General features: G+C 61.9%; 16 protein-coding genes. 6 read left to right on the top strand and 10 right to left on the bottom strand.

Annotated elements, in window-relative coordinates:
* Nucleotides 1-29: 29 nt before the first annotated feature.
* Entirely contained in the window at nt 30-1,268 is a 1,239-nt protein-coding gene (locus NKI70_RS18110; protein WP_198023530.1) for a glycosyltransferase family 2 protein, read from the bottom strand.
* Between NKI70_RS18110 and NKI70_RS18115 the strand changes: the two genes are divergently transcribed.
* The 4 genes from NKI70_RS18115 to NKI70_RS18130 all read left to right on the top strand — a co-directional run bounded on the left by NKI70_RS18115 (nt 1,236) and on the right by NKI70_RS18130 (nt 5,430).
* Nucleotides 1,236-2,399 carry a glycosyltransferase family 4 protein gene (locus NKI70_RS18115; protein WP_051406084.1) on the top strand — a complete coding sequence of 388 codons (1,164 nt, stop codon included), beginning with the start codon at nt 1,236-1,238 and terminating at the stop codon, nt 2,397-2,399. The two genes, NKI70_RS18110 and NKI70_RS18115, sit on opposite strands and share 33 nt — an antisense overlap.
* A gap of 113 nt (nt 2,400-2,512) precedes the next feature.
* The gene (locus NKI70_RS18120) at nt 2,513-3,286 is read left to right on the top strand and encodes a glycosyltransferase family 2 protein (protein WP_352471919.1); all 774 of its coding nucleotides are present in this window, start codon (nt 2,513-2,515) and stop codon (nt 3,284-3,286) included.
* A 108-nt stretch (nt 3,287-3,394) separates the two neighbouring features.
* A complete protein-coding gene (locus tag NKI70_RS18125) occupies nt 3,395-4,117 on the top strand; it encodes a glycosyltransferase (RefSeq protein WP_352448862.1) in 723 nt (240 codons plus the stop codon).
* Nucleotides 4,118-4,392: 275 nt separating this feature from the next.
* The gene (locus NKI70_RS18130; RefSeq protein WP_352698998.1) at nt 4,393-5,430 is read left to right on the top strand and encodes a phosphatidylglycerol lysyltransferase domain-containing protein; all 1,038 of its coding nucleotides are present in this window, start codon (nt 4,393-4,395) and stop codon (nt 5,428-5,430) included.
* 584 nt (nt 5,431-6,014) lie between these two features.
* Here NKI70_RS18130 and NKI70_RS18135 read toward each other — a convergent pair.
* The 8 genes from NKI70_RS18135 to NKI70_RS18170 form a co-directional block, all read right to left on the bottom strand.
* The gene (locus NKI70_RS18135; RefSeq protein WP_352698996.1) at nt 6,015-7,091 is read right to left on the bottom strand and encodes an ABC transporter ATP-binding protein; all 1,077 of its coding nucleotides are present in this window, start codon (nt 7,089-7,091) and stop codon (nt 6,015-6,017) included.
* Entirely contained in the window at nt 7,088-7,888 is an 801-nt protein-coding gene (locus tag NKI70_RS18140; protein ID WP_352698994.1) for an ABC transporter permease, read from the bottom strand. The genes NKI70_RS18135 and NKI70_RS18140 overlap by 4 nt, the downstream gene beginning before the upstream one ends.
* 1 nt (nt 7,889) lies before the next feature.
* Complete coding sequence (locus NKI70_RS18145; protein ID WP_352699033.1) at nt 7,890-8,750, bottom strand: ABC transporter permease; 861 nt, start codon at nt 8,748-8,750, stop codon at nt 7,890-7,892.
* Nucleotides 8,751-8,816: 66 nt separating this feature from the next.
* Nucleotides 8,817-9,836, bottom strand: a complete 1,020-nt coding sequence (locus tag NKI70_RS18150; RefSeq protein ID WP_352698992.1) for an ABC transporter substrate-binding protein — start codon at nt 9,834-9,836, stop codon at nt 8,817-8,819.
* Between the two features lie 83 nt (nt 9,837-9,919).
* Nucleotides 9,920-11,395 (bottom strand): aldehyde dehydrogenase, encoded by a 1,476-nt coding sequence (locus tag NKI70_RS18155; protein ID WP_352698990.1) that lies wholly within the window; start codon nt 11,393-11,395, stop codon nt 9,920-9,922.
* The gene (locus NKI70_RS18160) at nt 11,392-12,450 is read right to left on the bottom strand and encodes an LLM class flavin-dependent oxidoreductase (RefSeq protein WP_352698988.1); all 1,059 of its coding nucleotides are present in this window, start codon (nt 12,448-12,450) and stop codon (nt 11,392-11,394) included. Before NKI70_RS18160 ends, NKI70_RS18155 begins: the two co-directional genes overlap by 4 nt.
* 5 nt (nt 12,451-12,455) lie before the next feature.
* Nucleotides 12,456-14,255, bottom strand: a complete 1,800-nt coding sequence (locus NKI70_RS18165) for an alpha/beta fold hydrolase (protein WP_352698986.1) — start codon at nt 14,253-14,255, stop codon at nt 12,456-12,458.
* On the bottom strand, nt 14,248-14,835 hold the full coding sequence (locus NKI70_RS18170; protein WP_023674996.1) for an amino acid synthesis family protein: 588 nt from the start codon (nt 14,833-14,835) through the stop codon (nt 14,248-14,250). Before NKI70_RS18170 ends, NKI70_RS18165 begins: the two co-directional genes overlap by 8 nt.
* A 140-nt stretch (nt 14,836-14,975) precedes the next feature.
* Between NKI70_RS18170 and NKI70_RS18175 the strand changes: the two genes are divergently transcribed.
* Entirely contained in the window at nt 14,976-15,647 is a 672-nt protein-coding gene (locus NKI70_RS18175) for a GntR family transcriptional regulator (protein ID WP_023674997.1), read from the top strand.
* 196 nt (nt 15,648-15,843) lie between these two features.
* Nucleotides 15,844-16,836, top strand: coding sequence for a tRNA dihydrouridine(20/20a) synthase DusA (gene dusA, locus NKI70_RS18180; protein WP_352724792.1), 993 nt, complete (start codon nt 15,844-15,846; stop codon nt 16,834-16,836).
* 8 nt (nt 16,837-16,844) lie between these two features.
* On the opposite strand, the gene NKI70_RS18185 is transcribed toward dusA, so the two are convergent.
* Nucleotides 16,845-17,549 carry a TIGR02281 family clan AA aspartic protease gene (locus NKI70_RS18185; RefSeq protein ID WP_352724793.1) on the bottom strand — a complete coding sequence of 235 codons (705 nt, stop codon included), beginning with the start codon at nt 17,547-17,549 and terminating at the stop codon, nt 16,845-16,847.
* Nucleotides 17,550-17,560 lie beyond the last annotated feature (11 nt).

Raw genomic sequence — 17,560 nt, forward strand, 5'->3', positions numbered from 1 at the left:
GTCGGTTCGGCATCTGCTTGAAATGCCGTCTACCAATCAATTTTGTCGATCAAACCCGTTTTGAACAGGCTGTGAGCTCCTTCGTACAGCATTGACTGTTCGCTCATCGCGCTGAGAGCGGCTTTACCGCTCGATACCTCATGATACTGGCGATATTTGGAAGCGCCGTTCCAATACTGACCTTCCGCCACCGCGACCTGCGCCTTGTCGTTGAAATCGGCGAAGAACTTGAAATGAAGCAGGCCAGCCAATCCCTTTATATAGTTTCGCCAGTAGGGCAGCGGTGAGTGAATCGACGTAAAAATCGTCTGGCGATCAACATATATCAGAGGAAACTTGGTCAACTTGTGCTGCCTGGCGAAAAGCCGGGTTCTCGGGCCGCCTGTGATCTTGAGATGCCGAGGGCTCCTCGTCACCTCATAGCCGCTGCCGTCGAAATGGTCCGCAACTTGCCATGGCGGCACGATGGGATCGAAGGGTACGTCCCAGATGTTTCCGCTCGGATACATGTCGATCATCGGCGCCAGCAGGCGTGTCATTCCGCGCCGCTTGAGCCAGTCGGCCATCGCACCGAGCGGATGCTGATCCATACCGTCATAGACAAGATATTCGTCCGCATCCACGGTCAGATACCAGCGAGGCTGACCATAGATCTGCACAATCCGCTGACGCCAAAGGTTTCCCAGGTCCGACTGCGAATAGGTGATCGGCGAGCTGAATAGATCGACATCTGGCTGCTCGGCCAGAAGCTCAGCTGTTCCGTCTGTCGAGCGGTCATCGAGGACGGCGAATCTGGTGACGCCGAGTTCGCGATAGTGCTTCAGGAACGGGCGTAGCCTGTCCGCCTCGTTGCGGATGACGAGGATCAAAGGCAGGTCATTCGCTTTAAGGGGCGTTATCGGCCGCAGCGATGACACTTCTGCCCGTCTTCCGAAGGTGTGTCTCAGCCGATATATGGCGGTGTCGGTAATCGTCCGGCGGACAATGGCGGGCCAGGTTGCTTTGCTCAAGCCATCGATTCCCCTCATGGCGGTCACCGCCCGGCTGGAGCTGGCGCTGATCCGCTGTTTGCAGTTAATTTCTACATGCAGCACCGTTAGGCAAATCGCAAGCAGTTGCGGACAATGGACACAGGCCTGTTCTGAGTTCCGGCGGGTGAGCTTTCCAAGTGTTGCCGATGCGAGCTGGCCTCTATAGACATCGTCAGATGGCAACAAGGCCGGAGCCCAGACCCCATGTACGCCGGCATTCGTGGCACCGAAATTCAATTCGACAGGCCGCTCCTGTTCGTGCGCCAGCGTTATGCGCCTTTCGGTGGCGGCGAGATCATGTTGGAAAACATCATGGCCGCATTCGCCGCGCGTCAGCGGCGGGTGGCCGTGCTGTCCGGCGACTGGCCGCGTTATGAAGGCATCGAGTTCATCCATTGTGCCGGCCGCCGGTTTCCGCGTTCGCTGCGGGCGACGTCCTTTGCCCAAGCTGCCTGCCGCAAGATCGCCGAGATGCCGCCGGCGCTGGTGCAGAGCAACGATCGCCTCCCGTGCTGCGATGTCTTCCGGGCCGGGGAGGGCGTTCATGCCGCCTATCTTGCCGAGCGGCGGCGTTTCGAGACGCGGCTTGGCAGGGCGGCAATGGCGCTGAGCCCCTTTCACCGCCAGACGCTGCGCCTTGAACGTGCAACCTACGCCAGCCCGAGGCTCAAAGCTGTCATTGCCATTTCGAAGATGGTGGCAGAGGACATTGTCCGTCACTACGATTATCCGGCGGAAAATGTGCACCATATTCCCAACGGGGTGGATCTCGACCGCTTCAACCCGCAGCTGCGCCAGCAGCATCGGGCGACAATCCGCGCGCGGCTCGACGTCGACGAAAACAGGCCGGTCGTCCTGTTTGTCGGCTCGGGCTTTGCGCGAAAAGGACTTCTTGCACTGATGAAGGCGGTCGCTAGGCTCGATGGCGAGCCTGAATTGTGGGTCATCGGCCATGATTCGCGCGCCAACGCCTTCAGGCAGGCCGGTGACAGGCTCGGTCTCGGCGCACGGCTCAAGATGCTGGGGCCGCAGAAAGACATGCTGCCGTGGTACGGCGCGGCCGATATTGCCGTGCTGCCTTCCATCTATGATCCTTTCGGCACAGTGGTCATCGAAGCGATGGCCAGCGGCTTGCCCGCCGTGGTAAGCACCGGCTGTGGAGCGCGCGAGCTTGTCGAGCGGTTCGAGCCGACGCTCGTTTGCGATGCGGCCAGCGAAAGCGACCTCGCTGCAGCGCTCGCGCACGCGCTGCAGTTGTCGTCACGACCTGAGACCGCAGCCCGGGTGAGAGCGGCGGCCGAACACTATGATTTCAATGTCATGATCAAGCGAATGATGGCGCTGTATGAAGGCCTTGATCTGAAATGATTTTCGACTTTGTTGAATTAGGTTAGTACCCTCAGTGTGCTAACGGGCCGGGAGCCGATGCTGCAGATGCATTCGAATGACAGTGGCAGCTTTGATGCCGGAGCATTCTGACCGTGCCGGCGCTCTCGGTCATTATCATCACCCGCAACGAGGAGGCATCCATCGCGCAATGCCTTCGGTCGGTCCATTTTGCCGATGAGATCGTCGTTCTCGACAACAACAGCAGCGACAGAACCAGGGAGATTGCCGGTGCTCTGGGAGCAAAGGTTCTGATGACCGTTGATTGGCCCGGTTTTGGTGCGCAAAAAAACCGTGCGCTGGCCGCGGCAACGGGGGATTGGATCCTCTCGCTGGATGCCGATGAGTGGGTGGAGGCGCCGCTCGGCGCGGAAATAAGGGCCGCAATCGCCGACCCAAAAGCCAATGACGGCTTCGAAATACCGAGAAGATCGCGCTTTTGCGGGCACATTGTCCGCCATAGCGGCTGGTCGCCCGATCTGGTGCTCAGGCTCTTCCGTCGCCGCTCCGGGCGGTTCAGCGACGACACCGTGCACGAGAAGGTATTGGTGAACGGGAAGGTCAGCCGATTGTCTCAGCCGATCGAGCACGATTCCATTACCGACTTGGCAGATGCCCACGACAAGATCGGCCGGTACGCAGAAGCGTCCGCCGCGCAACTGCTTGCCGAGGGCAAAAAAAGCTCGATAGGCAAGGCGGTTTTGCGCTCGGTCTGGGCCTATGTGCGCAGCTATATTTTCCGGCTGGGATTTCTGGACGGTTCCATTGGTGCGATGGTGGCCGCGTATTCGGCCAGCTACACCTATCAGAAATGGGCCCGTGTCGCATTGGGAATGCGAGGCCCGGTCCACCCAAAAAAGCAACGCTGAGGCCAGGACAAATCTGTGAGAAACCGGCTTGGTTGACCGCAATTGTTGCCGAGCCATCGCCAACTAGTTAGTGTACGACCGTAAAAATCGAAAGCCAGGGTAGTGAATATGACTGATGCGTTTAGGGTATTTATCGGATGGGACAGCCGTGAGCCGATCGCGTACGACGTCGCGCGACACTCGCTGCTCAAACATGCGTCGGCGCCTGTCTCCGTCATTCCGATCAAACAGGACGAGATGCGTGCCCGCGGGCTATATTGGCGGGAAAAAGATCCGCTCGCCTCAACGGAGTTCACCTACACGCGCTTCCTCACGCCCTTTCTCGCCGACTACACGGGTTGGGCCCTGTTTTGCGATTGCGATTTCCTGTGGCTTGGTGACGTCGCAGGCCTGCTGAAATATACGGACTCGGACAAGGCGGTCTATTGCGTCCAGCATGACTATACGCCGAAGGCCACAACCAAGATGGATGGTGTGGTCCAGACGTCCTATCCTCGGAAAAACTGGTCGTCGCTGATGCTGTTCAATTGCGCGCATCCTTCGGTCAGATCGCTCACGCCAGAGGTCGTGAATCAGGAAAGTGGCGCCTATCTTCACCGAATGCAGTGGGTTGCCGACAAAGATTTGGGCTCATTGCCGGTAGAGTGGAATTGGCTCGAAGGTTGGAATGAAAAGCCTGCAGTCGGCACACCTAAGGCGGTCCACTATACCAGCGGCGGCCCGTGGTTTGCCGAATGGCAGAATGTCGACTACGCCGATTTGTGGATAGCAGAACGCGACGAGTTCCTGGCTTCCGATCAAGCGGAATCTTCTCAGAGCGCCGTTCGATAAGAACATCGTGTTTGGCAGGTGACCTGGGCGCTTCCGAAAGTGGCATTGATTTTCGTGTCGCCAAGGGCGCAGCAACCAGCCGTCAGGCGCGGGGCGTCGACAACAATGCGTGTTGCCGCCTGGGGGCGGGACCGGGGCAGATTGCGCCTACGAATCTGGCGGCTCCGGCCGGGTAAACATGCCGCGCTGAGATAAGGATCAGCTCGCGGCAATATGATCGGTTTTTTGGGTCCGTCAGCTCTTTCATCGGCCTAGCCGGCACGCGAAAGTCGACCATGCCGTCACTGCGAAGACGCCTCGATCGTTTCCTGGAGAACCGCGGGCCTAAAATACCGCGGCTGCAGCTGAACCATGTCGAGCGCCTGGCGCTGGTCCGTCGCCATGGTGATTTTTCCCTTGCCTATTCGACCGCCGTGCAGAAGGGGCTTCACTACTTCGGCGATGCCCAGGGCTACATCGCTTACGGCAGCAAAACGCGACATCATTTCGCGCTCGGTGATCCAGTGGCTGCCCCGGCCGATCGGCGCGACTATATCAGACGTTTCATCGAGGTTGCCGGCAGCCCGTGGTTCGTGCAGATCGGCGACCAGACGGCGCGCGTGCTTGCCGGGCTTGGCTATCAGGTCAACCGCCTCGGCGTCGACACCAGGCTTGTCCTGCCCAGACACGACTTTTCCGGAAAGCGCAATGAGACAGTGCGCTATTCCGAACGCTGGCTCTTGAAGAAGGGTTTTTCCTTCGCGGAGGACAACGGGACTGTCTTCCTCGACGAGATTGCCAGGCTCTCCCAGAATTGGCGGGGCGACCGCATCGTCAAGCGCTGGGAGATGAGATTTCTCAACAGGCCGTTTGCCGATCACCTTGGCGTCGATATGCGCCGTTTCGTCCTGCACGGTCCGGATGGGGAGCTCGTGGCCTTGCTGGATTTCGATCCGCTGTTCAGCGACGGCAAGGTCATCGGCTACACCACCTCGTTCAAGCGCAAGCACATCGATGCCTCGGCGCATGCCGAGATCGGCCTGACCAAATTCGCGGTCGACCGCTTTCGCGATGAAGGTGTTTCCGTCGTCACCCTAGGCCTGTCGCCGCTTGTCGAAATCGGACCTAGCGGGTTTGCCGAAAGCGATTTCTGGCGGCACGCCTTCCAGCGTGCCTATGACTCCCCCTGGGTCAATCGCACCCGCTTCAATCTGCAGGGGCAGGCGGCCTTCAAGCGCCGGTTCCATGGTGTCGAAGAGCCGACCTATCTTGCCTTTCGCAAGGGGACCTTTTTCGAAGCGCTTTCTCTGCTCCGGCTGATCAGGGCCGTCTAGTGCCTAGTGGCTGAGCGCTCGTCGTCTCCTAGTATGGTCGACCTCACACGGTCAGGCTCGGTTGTTTAGGTGGGAAAGGAATGCCGCGGCGGGAAGCAAAAGACCGGCTGCGAACCGCCGGCCCATTCTGCGGCGTCCACCAGTCCCGCCGGGGCACTTTGGCCTGAGAACGGCTCCGCGTCAGCGCCAAGGGGTCGGATTCACGGTTGCTGCAGCGTACCGCCAGGAATAACGAGGGTACCCTGGCCTGGCCTTGAGTATCTGAAGCCTATGAAGAACAAAGCAACGATGATCAAACAAATGACGATGACCGCGACGACGCTGCCAGGATGGTGTCCGGTATCTGGCGGTTGGACCATTGCCTTCCCGTATGGCTATCGCCGCGGACCTTCTTCATCTTCCAACCGAGCATGACGACTGTCAATGGGTACAGGAGTTGCGCCCGCCATCCAATCAGCCGACTGCAGCGTCGATCACGTTGCGCGCTTGCTGACCGAAGCTGATGATGGACCTAACCACAGCTTGTCCCAAGCACGCTTCCATCGCTGCGAAGCGTTGAAGGGCGGCGATCCACCGCGGCTTAGTCAGGCCGGAAACAGGAATGCAGCAGCGGGATCGAAAAAGACCTGCCGGCTGCAGGGCCACACATCCTGCGATTGCATGGCGGCGGAGGTCGGCCTGATGTCAACCTCCTGTCCAGCGGCGATGCGCGCGACGATCCGCCGGCGCTCGCCGTAAAATGCGATGTCGACGATCTCGACATTCAGTTCCGCGCTCGCCGGGCTCCGCTCCATGCTAAAGGCTTCGGGCCGGATCATCAGCTTGGTCTTCTGGCCTTTGCCGAACGTGCCGTTGGCCCTGACTCCGGATATGACCGAACCGTCTGTCATGCGGATCGTTGTCGTGCCGTTGGTGGTGCCGAGATGTTCGGCGGCGAGGAAATTCGAATTGCCGATGAAGCCGGCGACGAAATCGGTCGCCGGCCTGAGATAGAGATCCTCGCCGGTGCCGGTCTGCTCGATGCGGCCATCCTTGAACAGGGCGATTCGGTCCGACAGATGCAGCGCCTCTTCCTGATCGTGGGTGACGTAGAGAATGGTGACGCCGGTCTGGCGATGGATGCGGCGGATTTCGCCCTGGATTTCCTCGCGCAGCTTCTTGTCGAGCGCCGACAATGGCTCGTCCATCAAAAGGATCGGAGGATCGTAGGCCAGCGCCCGGGCCAGCGCGACGCGCTGTTGCTGGCCGCCCGACAGCGCACCGGGTAAGCGTCCGGCAAAGCTTTCGAGCCGCACCAGGGCCAGCATGTCGGCGACCTTTTTCTTCACCTCGGCGTCCGGCCGGCGGCGAACCCGCAGCGGAAAAGCGACGTTTTCGGCCACCGTCAGATGCGGAAACAGCGTGTAGCGCTGGAAGACCATGCCGATGTTGCGCTTGTGCGAAGGCACTGCAAGCAGCGACTTTCCTTCCAGCAAGACATCGCCGGAAGTCGGGTCCTGAAAGCCGGCGATCGCGTAGAGCGTCGTCGATTTTCCCGAACCGGAGGGCCCGAGGAAGGTCAGGAACTCGCCCCTGGGAATGTCCAGCGTGACGTCGTGCACGGCGACGATCGCCCCGAACGCCTTGCGCAGATTGCGGATGGAGAGGAAAGGGTGGGTCATGTCCGGAACTTTCGCTGCAGCAGCGCCGTCATCACCATCAGGGCAAGCGTCAGCCCGACCAGCAGGCTGGAGGCAGCGGCGATCACCGGACTGAGGTCCGACCGCAGACTGCCCCAGATCTTGACGGGCAAGGTTTGCAAGCTGGGGCTGGCCATGAAGATCGCCACCACGACTTCGTCCCACGAGGCGAGGAAGGAAAAGATCGCGGCGGAGAAGATGCCGATCCGGATCGACGGCAAGGTGATCCTGAGCCTGGCCTCGAGCGGGCTTGCCCCGCAGACGATTGCCGCGTCCTCGATCGACTTGTCGAACCCTTCGAGCGCGGTGGCGATCGGAATGATGGCGAAGGGCAGCGCCAGCACGGTGTGGGCGATGACGAAGCCGATGGTGGTGCCGCCGAGGCCAAGGCGAAGGAAGAAGGCGTAGATGGCGATGGCGAAGACAACGACGGGCAGCACCATCGGCGTCAGCAGCAGGCCGCGCAGGATCTCACGTCCGGCAAACCTTCCGCGAACCAGGGCAAAGGAGGCGAGCAGGCCGATCGCTACTGCCAGGATCGCCGTCATGGTGGCGATCCGAGCGCTGGTCAGCGCGGCGTCGAGCCAGGCCGGATCGGCAAAAAGCTCCTGGTACCATTTGAGCGTCCAGCTGGGCGGCGGAAAAGCCAGCCAGCGCGACGAGCCGAAGGAGAGCAGGACAATGAAGACCACCGGCAACAGAAGAAAGCCAGCGACCAGCGCGGTGAAGCCGAGCAGGGCAACCCGCAGCCAACCCATGCGGTCATAGTCGAGCAGCATCTCAGATGCCTCCGCTCGTGCGCCTGGCACCGACAAGGCGCAGCTGCAGTGCGTAGAGAACCATGGTGACGACAAGCAGGATGAAGGCAGCGGCGCTGCCGAGCCCCCAGTTGAGCAGCGACTGGACCATCTGCGCGATCATTTCGGCAAGCATCATGTTCGACGTGCCGCCGAGCAGTGCCGGCGTTACGAAGTAGCCGAGCGACATGACGAAGACCATCAGGCCGCCGGCCGCGACACCGGGCAGCGACAGCGGCACGAGGATGCGGTGGAACGCCTGGAAAGGGCTTGCGCCGCACAGCGACGCCGCACGCAGCGTCATCGGATCGATCGCCCGTAACGTGCCGACCAGCGGCAGAATCATGAAGGGCAGCATGATATAGACCATGCCGATAGTGACGCCGGTGAGATTGTTGATGAGCGGCAGCGGCTGGTCGATGACGCCGATGGTCATCAGCGTCCGGTTGATCACGCCGGTACGCTGCAGGAGCACCATCCAGGCATAGGTGCGGGTGAGCAGGTTCGTCCACATCGACAGAATGATGATGCCGAAGATGATCGAGGCCAGTCCCGAAGGCATGATCGCCAGCATCCAGGCGACCGGAAAGGCGACAAGGACCGTGACGATGGTGACCAACGCCGCGACCAGGAATGTGTTGAAGAACACCCGCGCATAGGTGCCGTCACCAAGCAGGGCAGCATAGTTCTGCAAGCCTGGCTCGGGCTCCGTGACACTGCGCAAAAGCAGCGCCAGCACGGGGACGATGAAGAACAGCATAATCAGAATCAGGGCCGGCAGCAGGCCATTGAGACCTGCCGGCACCCGCACCGTTCCAAAGTTCCGGCGTGTTTCGACCGACATGACAGCGACCCGGCTACGGGACGAGACGGCGCGAACCGTCTCGTCCATTGCGGTTCAAGAGCGGGCTTATTTCGCCTGCCAGGCATACCAGCGCGCGGCGATGGTGTCGCGATTGGCGGCCCAGTAGTTCATGTCGAGATTGATCTGTCCGTCGACATGAGCGTCCGGCAGCGATTTCACGGCATCGGTCGGCATCTCTGCCTTGGCCTTGGTGTTGATCGGCGCATAACCGCTGGCTTCGGCAAATTTGGCCTGACCGGCGGGGCTGCTCGCCGCGGCGAGGAATTTCATCGCCGTATCCTTGTTCTTGGCACCCTTCGGTACCACCAGAACGTCGGCTGCGGTCAGGTTCTGGTTCCAGGAGACGCCGACATCGGCGCCATCCTTGTCCAGTGCGAAGACGCGGCCGTTCCACAGCTGGCCGAACGTTGCTTCGCCGGATGCGATCAATTGCTGCGACTCCGCCCCGCCGCCCCACCAGACGATGTCCGACTTGATGGTGTCGAGTTTCTTGAAGGCGCGATCGAGATCCAGCGGATAGAGCTTGTCCGCCGGAACACCATCGGCCAGCAGCGCGATCTCGATGACACCGGGCGCCGACCATTTGTAGAAGGTCCGCTTGCCCGGGAACTTCGTCAGGTCGAACATGTCGGCCCAGCCGGCCGGTTCACCCGAAACGGCGCCCTTGTTCCAGGCGAGCACGAAGGAATAGTAGAAACTGCCGACGGCGTGATCGGTGGTGAAGCGCGGATCGAGGTCGGCCTTCGGCACGGTCTTGAAGTCGATCGGCTCGAGCAGACCGTCCTTGGCCGCCTTGATGGCGAAATCCATCTCGACGTCGACGACGTCCCAGTTGACACTGCCGCTGTCGATCATCGCCTTCAGCTTGCCGTAGTCGGTCGGGCCGTCCTGCATGACCTTGATGCCGGATGCAGCGGTGAACGGCTCGGCCCAGGATTTGGTCTGCGCTTCCTGGGTCGTCCCGCCCCAGCTGGTGAACACCATGTCCTCGGCCTTTGCGGCCGTCGTTGCCAGAACTGTCGTTGCAATAAATCCGGCAAGGAAGCCGGTGATGATCAGTTTCATGTCGTTCTCCTCTGTTGTTTTCGTTGTTGTCTGTTCGCGATCGGTCGTTTTCGCCTTGATCGCGCATCTCCGGCCAGCGGCGGCTACCGCATGACAAAAGGATCGGGAATCGGGTCGTCGGAGGTGCGTATCCACACCGATTTCGAACGCGTGTAGTCGCGGATCGCATCGAGGCCCCCTTCGCGGCCGAGCCCGGATTGGCCGTAGCCGCCAAACGGAACCAGCGGCGAGACCGCCCGATAGGTGTTGATCCAGACCACGCCGGCATGGATGCCGCGCGCCATGCGGTGGGCTTTTGCCAGATTGGTGGTGAACACGCCGGACGCCAGACCGAACTTCGTGTCGTTGGCGAGCGAAAGCGCTTCAGCTTCGCCGTCGAAGGCTAGCACACAGAGCACCGGGCCGAAGAGCTCTTCGCGCACGCAGGCAAGGGTCTGATCAGGCGCGTCGATAATCGTCGGCGCGTAATAGAAGCCGTCCGCCATGCCCGCGGGGCGAATGCCGCCGGTGACCAGTTGCCCGCCCGCGGCCAGGCTTTCAGCAATGATCTTCTCTATCCATTCGCGCTGGCGCGAGGTGGCGAGCGGTCCCATTTCGATCGCGGGATCCTGCGGATCGCCAATCCTGATCGCCTCGGCCTTGCGCTTGAGCCGGGCGAGGAATTCGTCCTTGACGGAGCGCTGGACCAGCAGCCGCGAGCCGGCGACGCAGCTCTGGCCGGTGGCAGCGAAGATGCCGGCAACGACCGCGTTGGCGGCGCTGTCCAGATCGGCATCGGCAAACACCACGACCGGGCTTTTGCCGCCGAGCTCGAGCGTCGTGAAGGCGAGGTTTTCCGCCGTATTCCTGACGATCTGCCGAGCGGTCGAGGGACCGCCGGTGAAGGCGACGCGGGCGACGAGCGGATGACTGGTCAGCCGGTGACCGCAATCGTGGCCGAAGCCGGTCAGGATGTTCACGGTCCCGGCGGGAAATCCCGCCTCATGGACGAGTTCGGCGAAGGCCAGCAACGGGGCAGGGCCGTCTTCCGATGCTTTCAGAACGATGGTGCAGCCGGCCGCCAGCGCCGGCCCGAGCTTGACGGCGGACAGGAAGAGCTGCGAGTTCCACGGCACAATGGCGGCGACGACGCCAATTGGCTCCGGCCGGATGGTCACTTCCATGTCGGCCTTATCGATGGGGACAAACGAGCCCTCGTGCTTGTCGGCCAGCCCGCCATAATAGCGGTAATAGTCGCCGACATAGGCGATTTGGGCGCGGGTCTCGCGGATGATCTTGCCGGTATCGCGTGTCTCGAGTTCCGCCAGCCGGTCGGCATTGGCGACCACCAGATCGCCGAGCCGCACCAGAAGCTTGCCGCGTGCCGTTGCCGTCATTGCCGGCCACGTGCCGGAGCCAAGCGCCCGGTGAGCAGCTTCGACGGCGCGGTCGACGTCATCAGACGATGCAGCGGGCATCTTCGCCCATGGCGCGCCCGTCGAGGGATCGATGCTGTCGAAGGTCGCCGCCACTTCGACGAAGCTGCCGTCAATATAGTTCCTGAATTGAGTGGTGCTCATCGCAATCCAGCTTTCGGCTCGGAAAAGGCCGGCATCACCCTGTCGATGAAGAGCTGCAGCGATTTCTTCTTGCGCCGATGGGAAAGGCCGCTGTCGATCCAGATCGAATACTGATCGTAGCCGAGCGCTTCGTAGGCCTTCAGCCTGGCGATCACCTCGTCGGCTTCGCCAATGACCAGGTTCTGCTTGATCTTGTCAGGCGCATATTGCGGCATGGCCGCGATCTCGTCTTCGGTCAGCGCCTCCATTATGCCCTGGTGCACCGGCTTCTTGTTCTGGAACCAGGCGCCGAACTGGCAGTAGAACTGCGATAGATCCTGCGCGAGCCGGTCAGCCTCCGCGGCATCCTCGGCGACGAAAGTATGCATCAGCAGCATGATCTCCGGCCTTGGTACGTCGGAGTGGGCATTACACGCTGCATTGAAACGCTCCATCAGGCTGGCCACTTCGCCATCGCCGGAGGCAAGCGGCGTCACCTGGACGTTGCATTTGCTGGAAACCGCAAAGTCGTGCGAGTTCGGATCGCGTGCGGCCACCCAGATCGGCGGATAAGGCTTTTGCAGCGGCTTGGGCGACGAGGTGGTTGAAGGAAACGACCAGAACTCGCCGGCGAGTTCGAAATCACCATCCCAAAGGCCCCGGATCGCCGGCACCATCTCGCGCATACGCTGGCCGGCACCCCAGGCCTCGAGGCCTGGGAAAAGTCGCTGGTATTCGTAAGCGTAGGCGCCGCGCGCAATGCCGATGTCGAGACGGCCGCCGGTGACGACGTCGGCCATCGCTGCTTCGCCGGCAAGCTTGATCGGGTGCCAGAACGGCGCGACGATGGTTCCTGTTCCGAGCCGGATGCGCCTGGTTTTGGCGGCGAGCCAGGCGATGTTGATGAACGGGTTCGGCGAGATGGTGAATTCCATCCCGTGATGCTCGCCGATCCAGGCAGTCTCGAATCCTGCCTCTTCCGCCTGCAGAACCAGCTCCTCCAGCTCGCCGACAAGCTCGGAATGCGGCTTTGTCAGATCCGATCGCTCCATGTGCACGAAAAGCGAAAACTTCATCGGTTTCACCCGCGGCCGGAAAGAGGAATTTGAGAAGGCGAGGGCTTGGCGAGCGGCCGGACTTCGCCTTCGACCTCGTTGCCGACATAGACGCCGAATGCATCTTCCGTACGTTCGCGCGCATAGCGGGCAAGCATCGAACGCACTGCGGGATCGGCGATCTTCAGATCCGCGATCTTCTCGATGTCGACAAGCCGCATCTGGCGATCGTCGGAATTGGATCCCTCGACCGTTCCGCGATAATAAACATGCGTGCGCCAGGGTTCGGCGGCATCGTCCCACACCGCGAACAGGAAGCCGAGCTGGGCGTCTATGGCCCTGGCGGCAAGGCGCCCCTTGAGGCTGCGCGCATCGTTGGGCGTGCCCAGTCCGCGCCCCGCAGGCAATTCACAAATCCCGTCGGCCGTTTCGACGAACAGCACACGGCCCTCGTTCTCGAGAATGGCGCCGACCTCCGTATCGGGGGGCGCCGCCGCCAGCGCCTCCTGGCTGAGGCCAGGCGTGACGTAGGTGCCTCTGCAATAACCGAGGGGCTGGGCTCCGTTGTGGCTGAAGTCGCGGACGCGGCCGATGAGGATCGAGTGATCGCCAGCATCGACCAGCTGCTCCATGCCGCAATCGAACATCGCAACGGAGCCGTCGATCAGCGGATTGCCGGTTCGGCCCGGTTGCCAGCTCACGGCCGCGAACTTGTCCGCTGCTTTGGAAGCGAAGATGCCGGAATGGGCCTTCTGGTCCTCTGACAGGATGTTGATGGCGAAACCTCTCGACGTCGAAAAAGCACTGTGCCCCAGCGCCCTCTTGGCGATGCAGACAAGCACCAGCGGCGGCTCGAGCGAGACCGAGGTGAAGGAGTTGGCGGTGAAGCCGCGCGGTTCGCCTTCCGCGCTGATCGTGGTGACGATGGTGACGCCGGTCAGGAACGAGCCGAGTGCGCGCCGGAATTCGCCGCTGTCAAAGACTGCATCCGTCTCCGGCTTCACGCCAGCGTCTCCTTCCGTGTCGAGAAATTCCATGATGTGTTTGGTCACTTTTTCAGGTGAAGCCATTGCCATCATGTGCCTTTCTCCATTGAGCACGAGGCATTGACCGTGCGGCGCAAGCCTCGCCATCGCCGCCGACATGGCCGGGGTCGAATTGCTGTCTTGCGACCCGGTCATGAACAGGGCTGGTGCGGCAAGACCGGGGAGAGCATCGGCATGCTCGGCATCGGCACGGGCAAAGAGGCGATAGGTGCGCGCGTAGCCTTCGGGTTCGACCCTTTCAAGGGCGGCGCGCGCTGTGGTGGCCGCCCCGATAAGGTTCGCCGGCAGCGGGTCGCCGAACCAGCGGGCAAGCGTAGCCGCAATGGCGGAAGGGTTGCCACGAGGGCCAAGCGCGGCCGCCCGCTCGCGCACGGCCTGCGTCAAGGCCGCGGGGCGGCGGAACACCGCGTTGAGGCACACGATGGCGCGAACGCGCAAAGGGGCGCGAAGGGCGATTTCCAGTGCGACCAGCGCGCCCATCGAATGGCCGACGATCGACACCGACGCCACGCCAAGATGGTCGAGCAGGCGAACCGCCTGATCGGCGAAATCCGACAGGCTGGCTTCTTCCGGCGGCAGCGGTGAAACGCCGTGGCCGAGCATGTCGATGGCGATCAGGTCATGATGGTCTTTCATCGCCGCGATCTGATCGTGCCAGATCGCGGCGTTCATGCCGACACCGTGAATGAGCAGAACCGGCGCGCCGGAGCCGGCGCGGATGAAGCCGGTGCCGTCCGGAGCCGTGTCCCGGACCCATGCGGTGGCAGCGACGTCAGCCATGCAGGTCTCCGACCTCCTTGAGGTCCTGATAGCGGTCGCCGATACGATGGTGCGGGCGGCCACCAATCGAAGCGCCAAGCGCCACTACCAGCTCATCGGGCGCTGGCGCGTCGCCGATTTGGAAATGTACGGTCAGATAGTGGGAGCGGCGGCCTTCGTCGTTCTTGTCCATCAGCGGGATCATGATCGGGGTGTTCGGCCCTCCGCGCAGATTGGTGAAGGCGAGATAGGTCTTGGCGCCGACGGCGCGACGGTAATGGTTGCCGAAATGCAGCGTATGGATCAGCGCCGATGCATGCTCGATCTCGCCCGCCGTGCCGCAGACCGCGGCCTTGCCATAACCCTCTATCGCCTCGCCGGAACCGGCGACGGCGATAATCTCGCGGGTCAGCAGTTCACCGAGGACGGGAGCAATAGCGCGGATCTCCGGCGACAGGTCGTCGGTGAAACCGCGGCCGGCCCAGGGATTTGTCAGCACAGCCGCGACACCGATCAGACGCAGCGGTTTTGGGGCTTCCTTGCCGCCCTCGATTAACGTGTTCTCGATGTACGTGACGATCTTTCGAATGGCTGGTTTCATGAAAGTCCTCGGTCGCCACGGCGCTGTGCAACGCCGAAATCTTTACATCATCTTATGGTATACCATACTATGGAGCACCAGAAGCCTTGTCAATCGGCTATGGAATCTGTTTTGTGGCCGGATCGGGGTAGGGAGAGAAAATGTCAGGCGATACGCTGCGGATCGACCGCTCTGCCAAGACGCTGAGGACGCTGGCGCTGGAGCGCATGCGTGAGGCGATCATGGGCTTCCATTTCCAGCCTGGTGAAAGGCTGGTCGAGCGGCCGCTATGCGATCAGCTCGGGGTAAGCCGTTCCGTCGTGCGCGAGGTGCTGCGGCAGCTGGAGGCGGAAGGCCTGGTGCAGATGATACCGGGCCACGGACCCGCCGTGGCCAAACCGGATCTCGGCCGCACCGACGAAATCTATGAATTGCGGGCGCTGCTCGAGGGCATCGCGGCGCGGGCTTGCGCCCTGACAGCCACGGACGCGCAGATCGCCTCGCTCGATGCCGCCTTGACGAACCTGCTTGAGGCGTGGGCGTCCGGTGCGCCTGTCGAGGTGATGCGGGCAACGACCAAGTTCTACGAAACGCTGTTCGAGGCGGCGGACAAGCGCATTGCCTGGGAAATCGTGACGGGGCTGAATGTCCGCATCAACCAGCTCCGCTCAATGACGATCGCGTCGGAGAACCGCCGCGAGCCGGCGATCGCCGAAATGACCGAAATCATGGATGCAATCCGGTCGCGCAAGCCGGACGAGGCGGAGGAGGCGGCGCGGCGGCATGTCGAATCCGCGTGGCAGATCGCCCGCAACACGCTTCGCCTTGGCTGACTGGTATGCCGCCGGCGGTCCATCGTTCCACGGCAGGCATCTAACTGGTGCGTACAGTGACATGTGTGACATGCCAATTTGCTTTCAGTTGCGGCGGCAAAATCGTATATCGGGTCAGTTAGGTGTGCATCTCTTGCCAAATTGCTCTGTCATTCGAACGGAGTATCGGACGGACTGAGACAGAAAAAATAGTAAAATGAATATGTTACGCCACAAAGTTGCCGTGGCGCCGATGATGGACTGGACGGACCGGCACTGCCGGTTCTTCCATCGCCAGCTGACGCGCGAGGCGCTGCTCTACACCGAGATGGTGGTGGCCGATGCGGTCATCCACGGCGCACGCGAGCGGCTGCTCGGCTTCGTCGACAGCGAACATCCGGTGGCGCTGCAACTCGGCGGCGCCGATCCGGGAAAGCTGGCCGAGGCGGCGCGCATCGGCGAAACCTTCGGCTATGATGAAATCAACCTCAATGTCGGCTGCCCGTCCGACCGCGTCCAGTCGGGCACCTTCGGCGCCTGCCTGATGAAGACGCCCGTGCTCGTCGCGGATTGCGTCGCGGCAATGAAGGCGGCGGTGAAAATACCGGTTACCGTCAAGTGCCGCATCGGCGTCGATGAGCAGGATCCGGAACCGGCACTCGATGCGTTGGCCGATGCTGTTTTCGCGGCCGGCGCCGACGCGCTGTGGGTGCACGCCCGCAAGGCCTGGCTGGAAGGACTGAGCCCAAAGGAAAATCGTGACATCCCACCGCTCGACTATGACCGCGTCTATCGGCTGAAAGCCAGAAAACAAAACAAATTCATCGGCATCAACGGTGGCATTCAATCTCGCGCAGAGGCGCTGACGCATCTCGACCATGTCGATGGCGCCATGCTCGGCCGCGCCGCCTATCACACGCCAGGGATACTGACCGGCATCGATGCCGCGTTTTACGGCAGCACTGCTGAGTCGTTCGATTTTGCCGCACTGATCGATGCCATGGCGGATTACGCGTCACGCCATATCGAGCAGGGCGGACGCCTCGGGCATGTCACCCGGCACATGGTCGGGCTGTTTCACGGCCTGCCCGGTGCACGCCGCTACCGGCAGATCCTCTCCACCGATGCGACACGGCCGGGTGCCGGACCGGAGGTGCTGAAGTCAGCCTTCGCAGAGGTCGATTTCGGCCGGACCGCGGAGGCGGCCTGAGGAAAAACTTAATCCCGCAAAATCATGCGATCGCCACGGACGTCGAAGCCCGATAGCGAGCCGATGAAATTCATGCCGAGAAGGCTCTGGCCGAGCGTGCCTGGTGCGGCGATCATGATGGGCATGTCCTTGCGCACGATGCCGCCGATCGACAGTTCGTCGGTTCGCACCGCCGCCGCGCGTGTCATGCCGTTGGCGGTAGAGATCGGTATGGTGAAGCGGAGAGCCGCCGAATTGAACCCGACCGCCAGAGCGTCCTCGGCGGTCAGCACGGTGCTGGTCGCGCCGGTATCGACAACCGTCAGGATCGGCGTGCCGTTGATCTTGACGCGCGCTTCGAAATGGCCGCTGCCGGCCTTGTCCAGGGTGACGGTGGCATGGCCTTCTTCCACGCCCAGCGCCAGCGGACTGCCGGGAACAAGGCCGGCGGTGACGCGGCTGGCGAAATCCTGCAACTCATAGCGGTACTGATAGCCGGCGATCAGCGCCAGCACGATGGCACCCCAGGCGCCGAGGCTGCGGACCATGGTGCCTAACGGCCTGCCCGATCTGAGCAGGCCGGCGCCGACGAGCGCCGCTAAAGCGCCAAGCCAGATCAGCTGGCTGAAATCGTAATTCTCAATGCCGAACGTACTGCCGGCGGAATCGTTGAGCATGAGCAGGAGCACACCCACCCCGATCGCGACGATCAGAATCCACAACAGTCGGTTCATCTCTGCGGCCG

The sequence above is a fragment of the Mesorhizobium sp. M0500 genome (assembly GCF_040321165.1).
GTDB lineage: Bacteria > Pseudomonadota > Alphaproteobacteria > Rhizobiales > Rhizobiaceae > Mesorhizobium.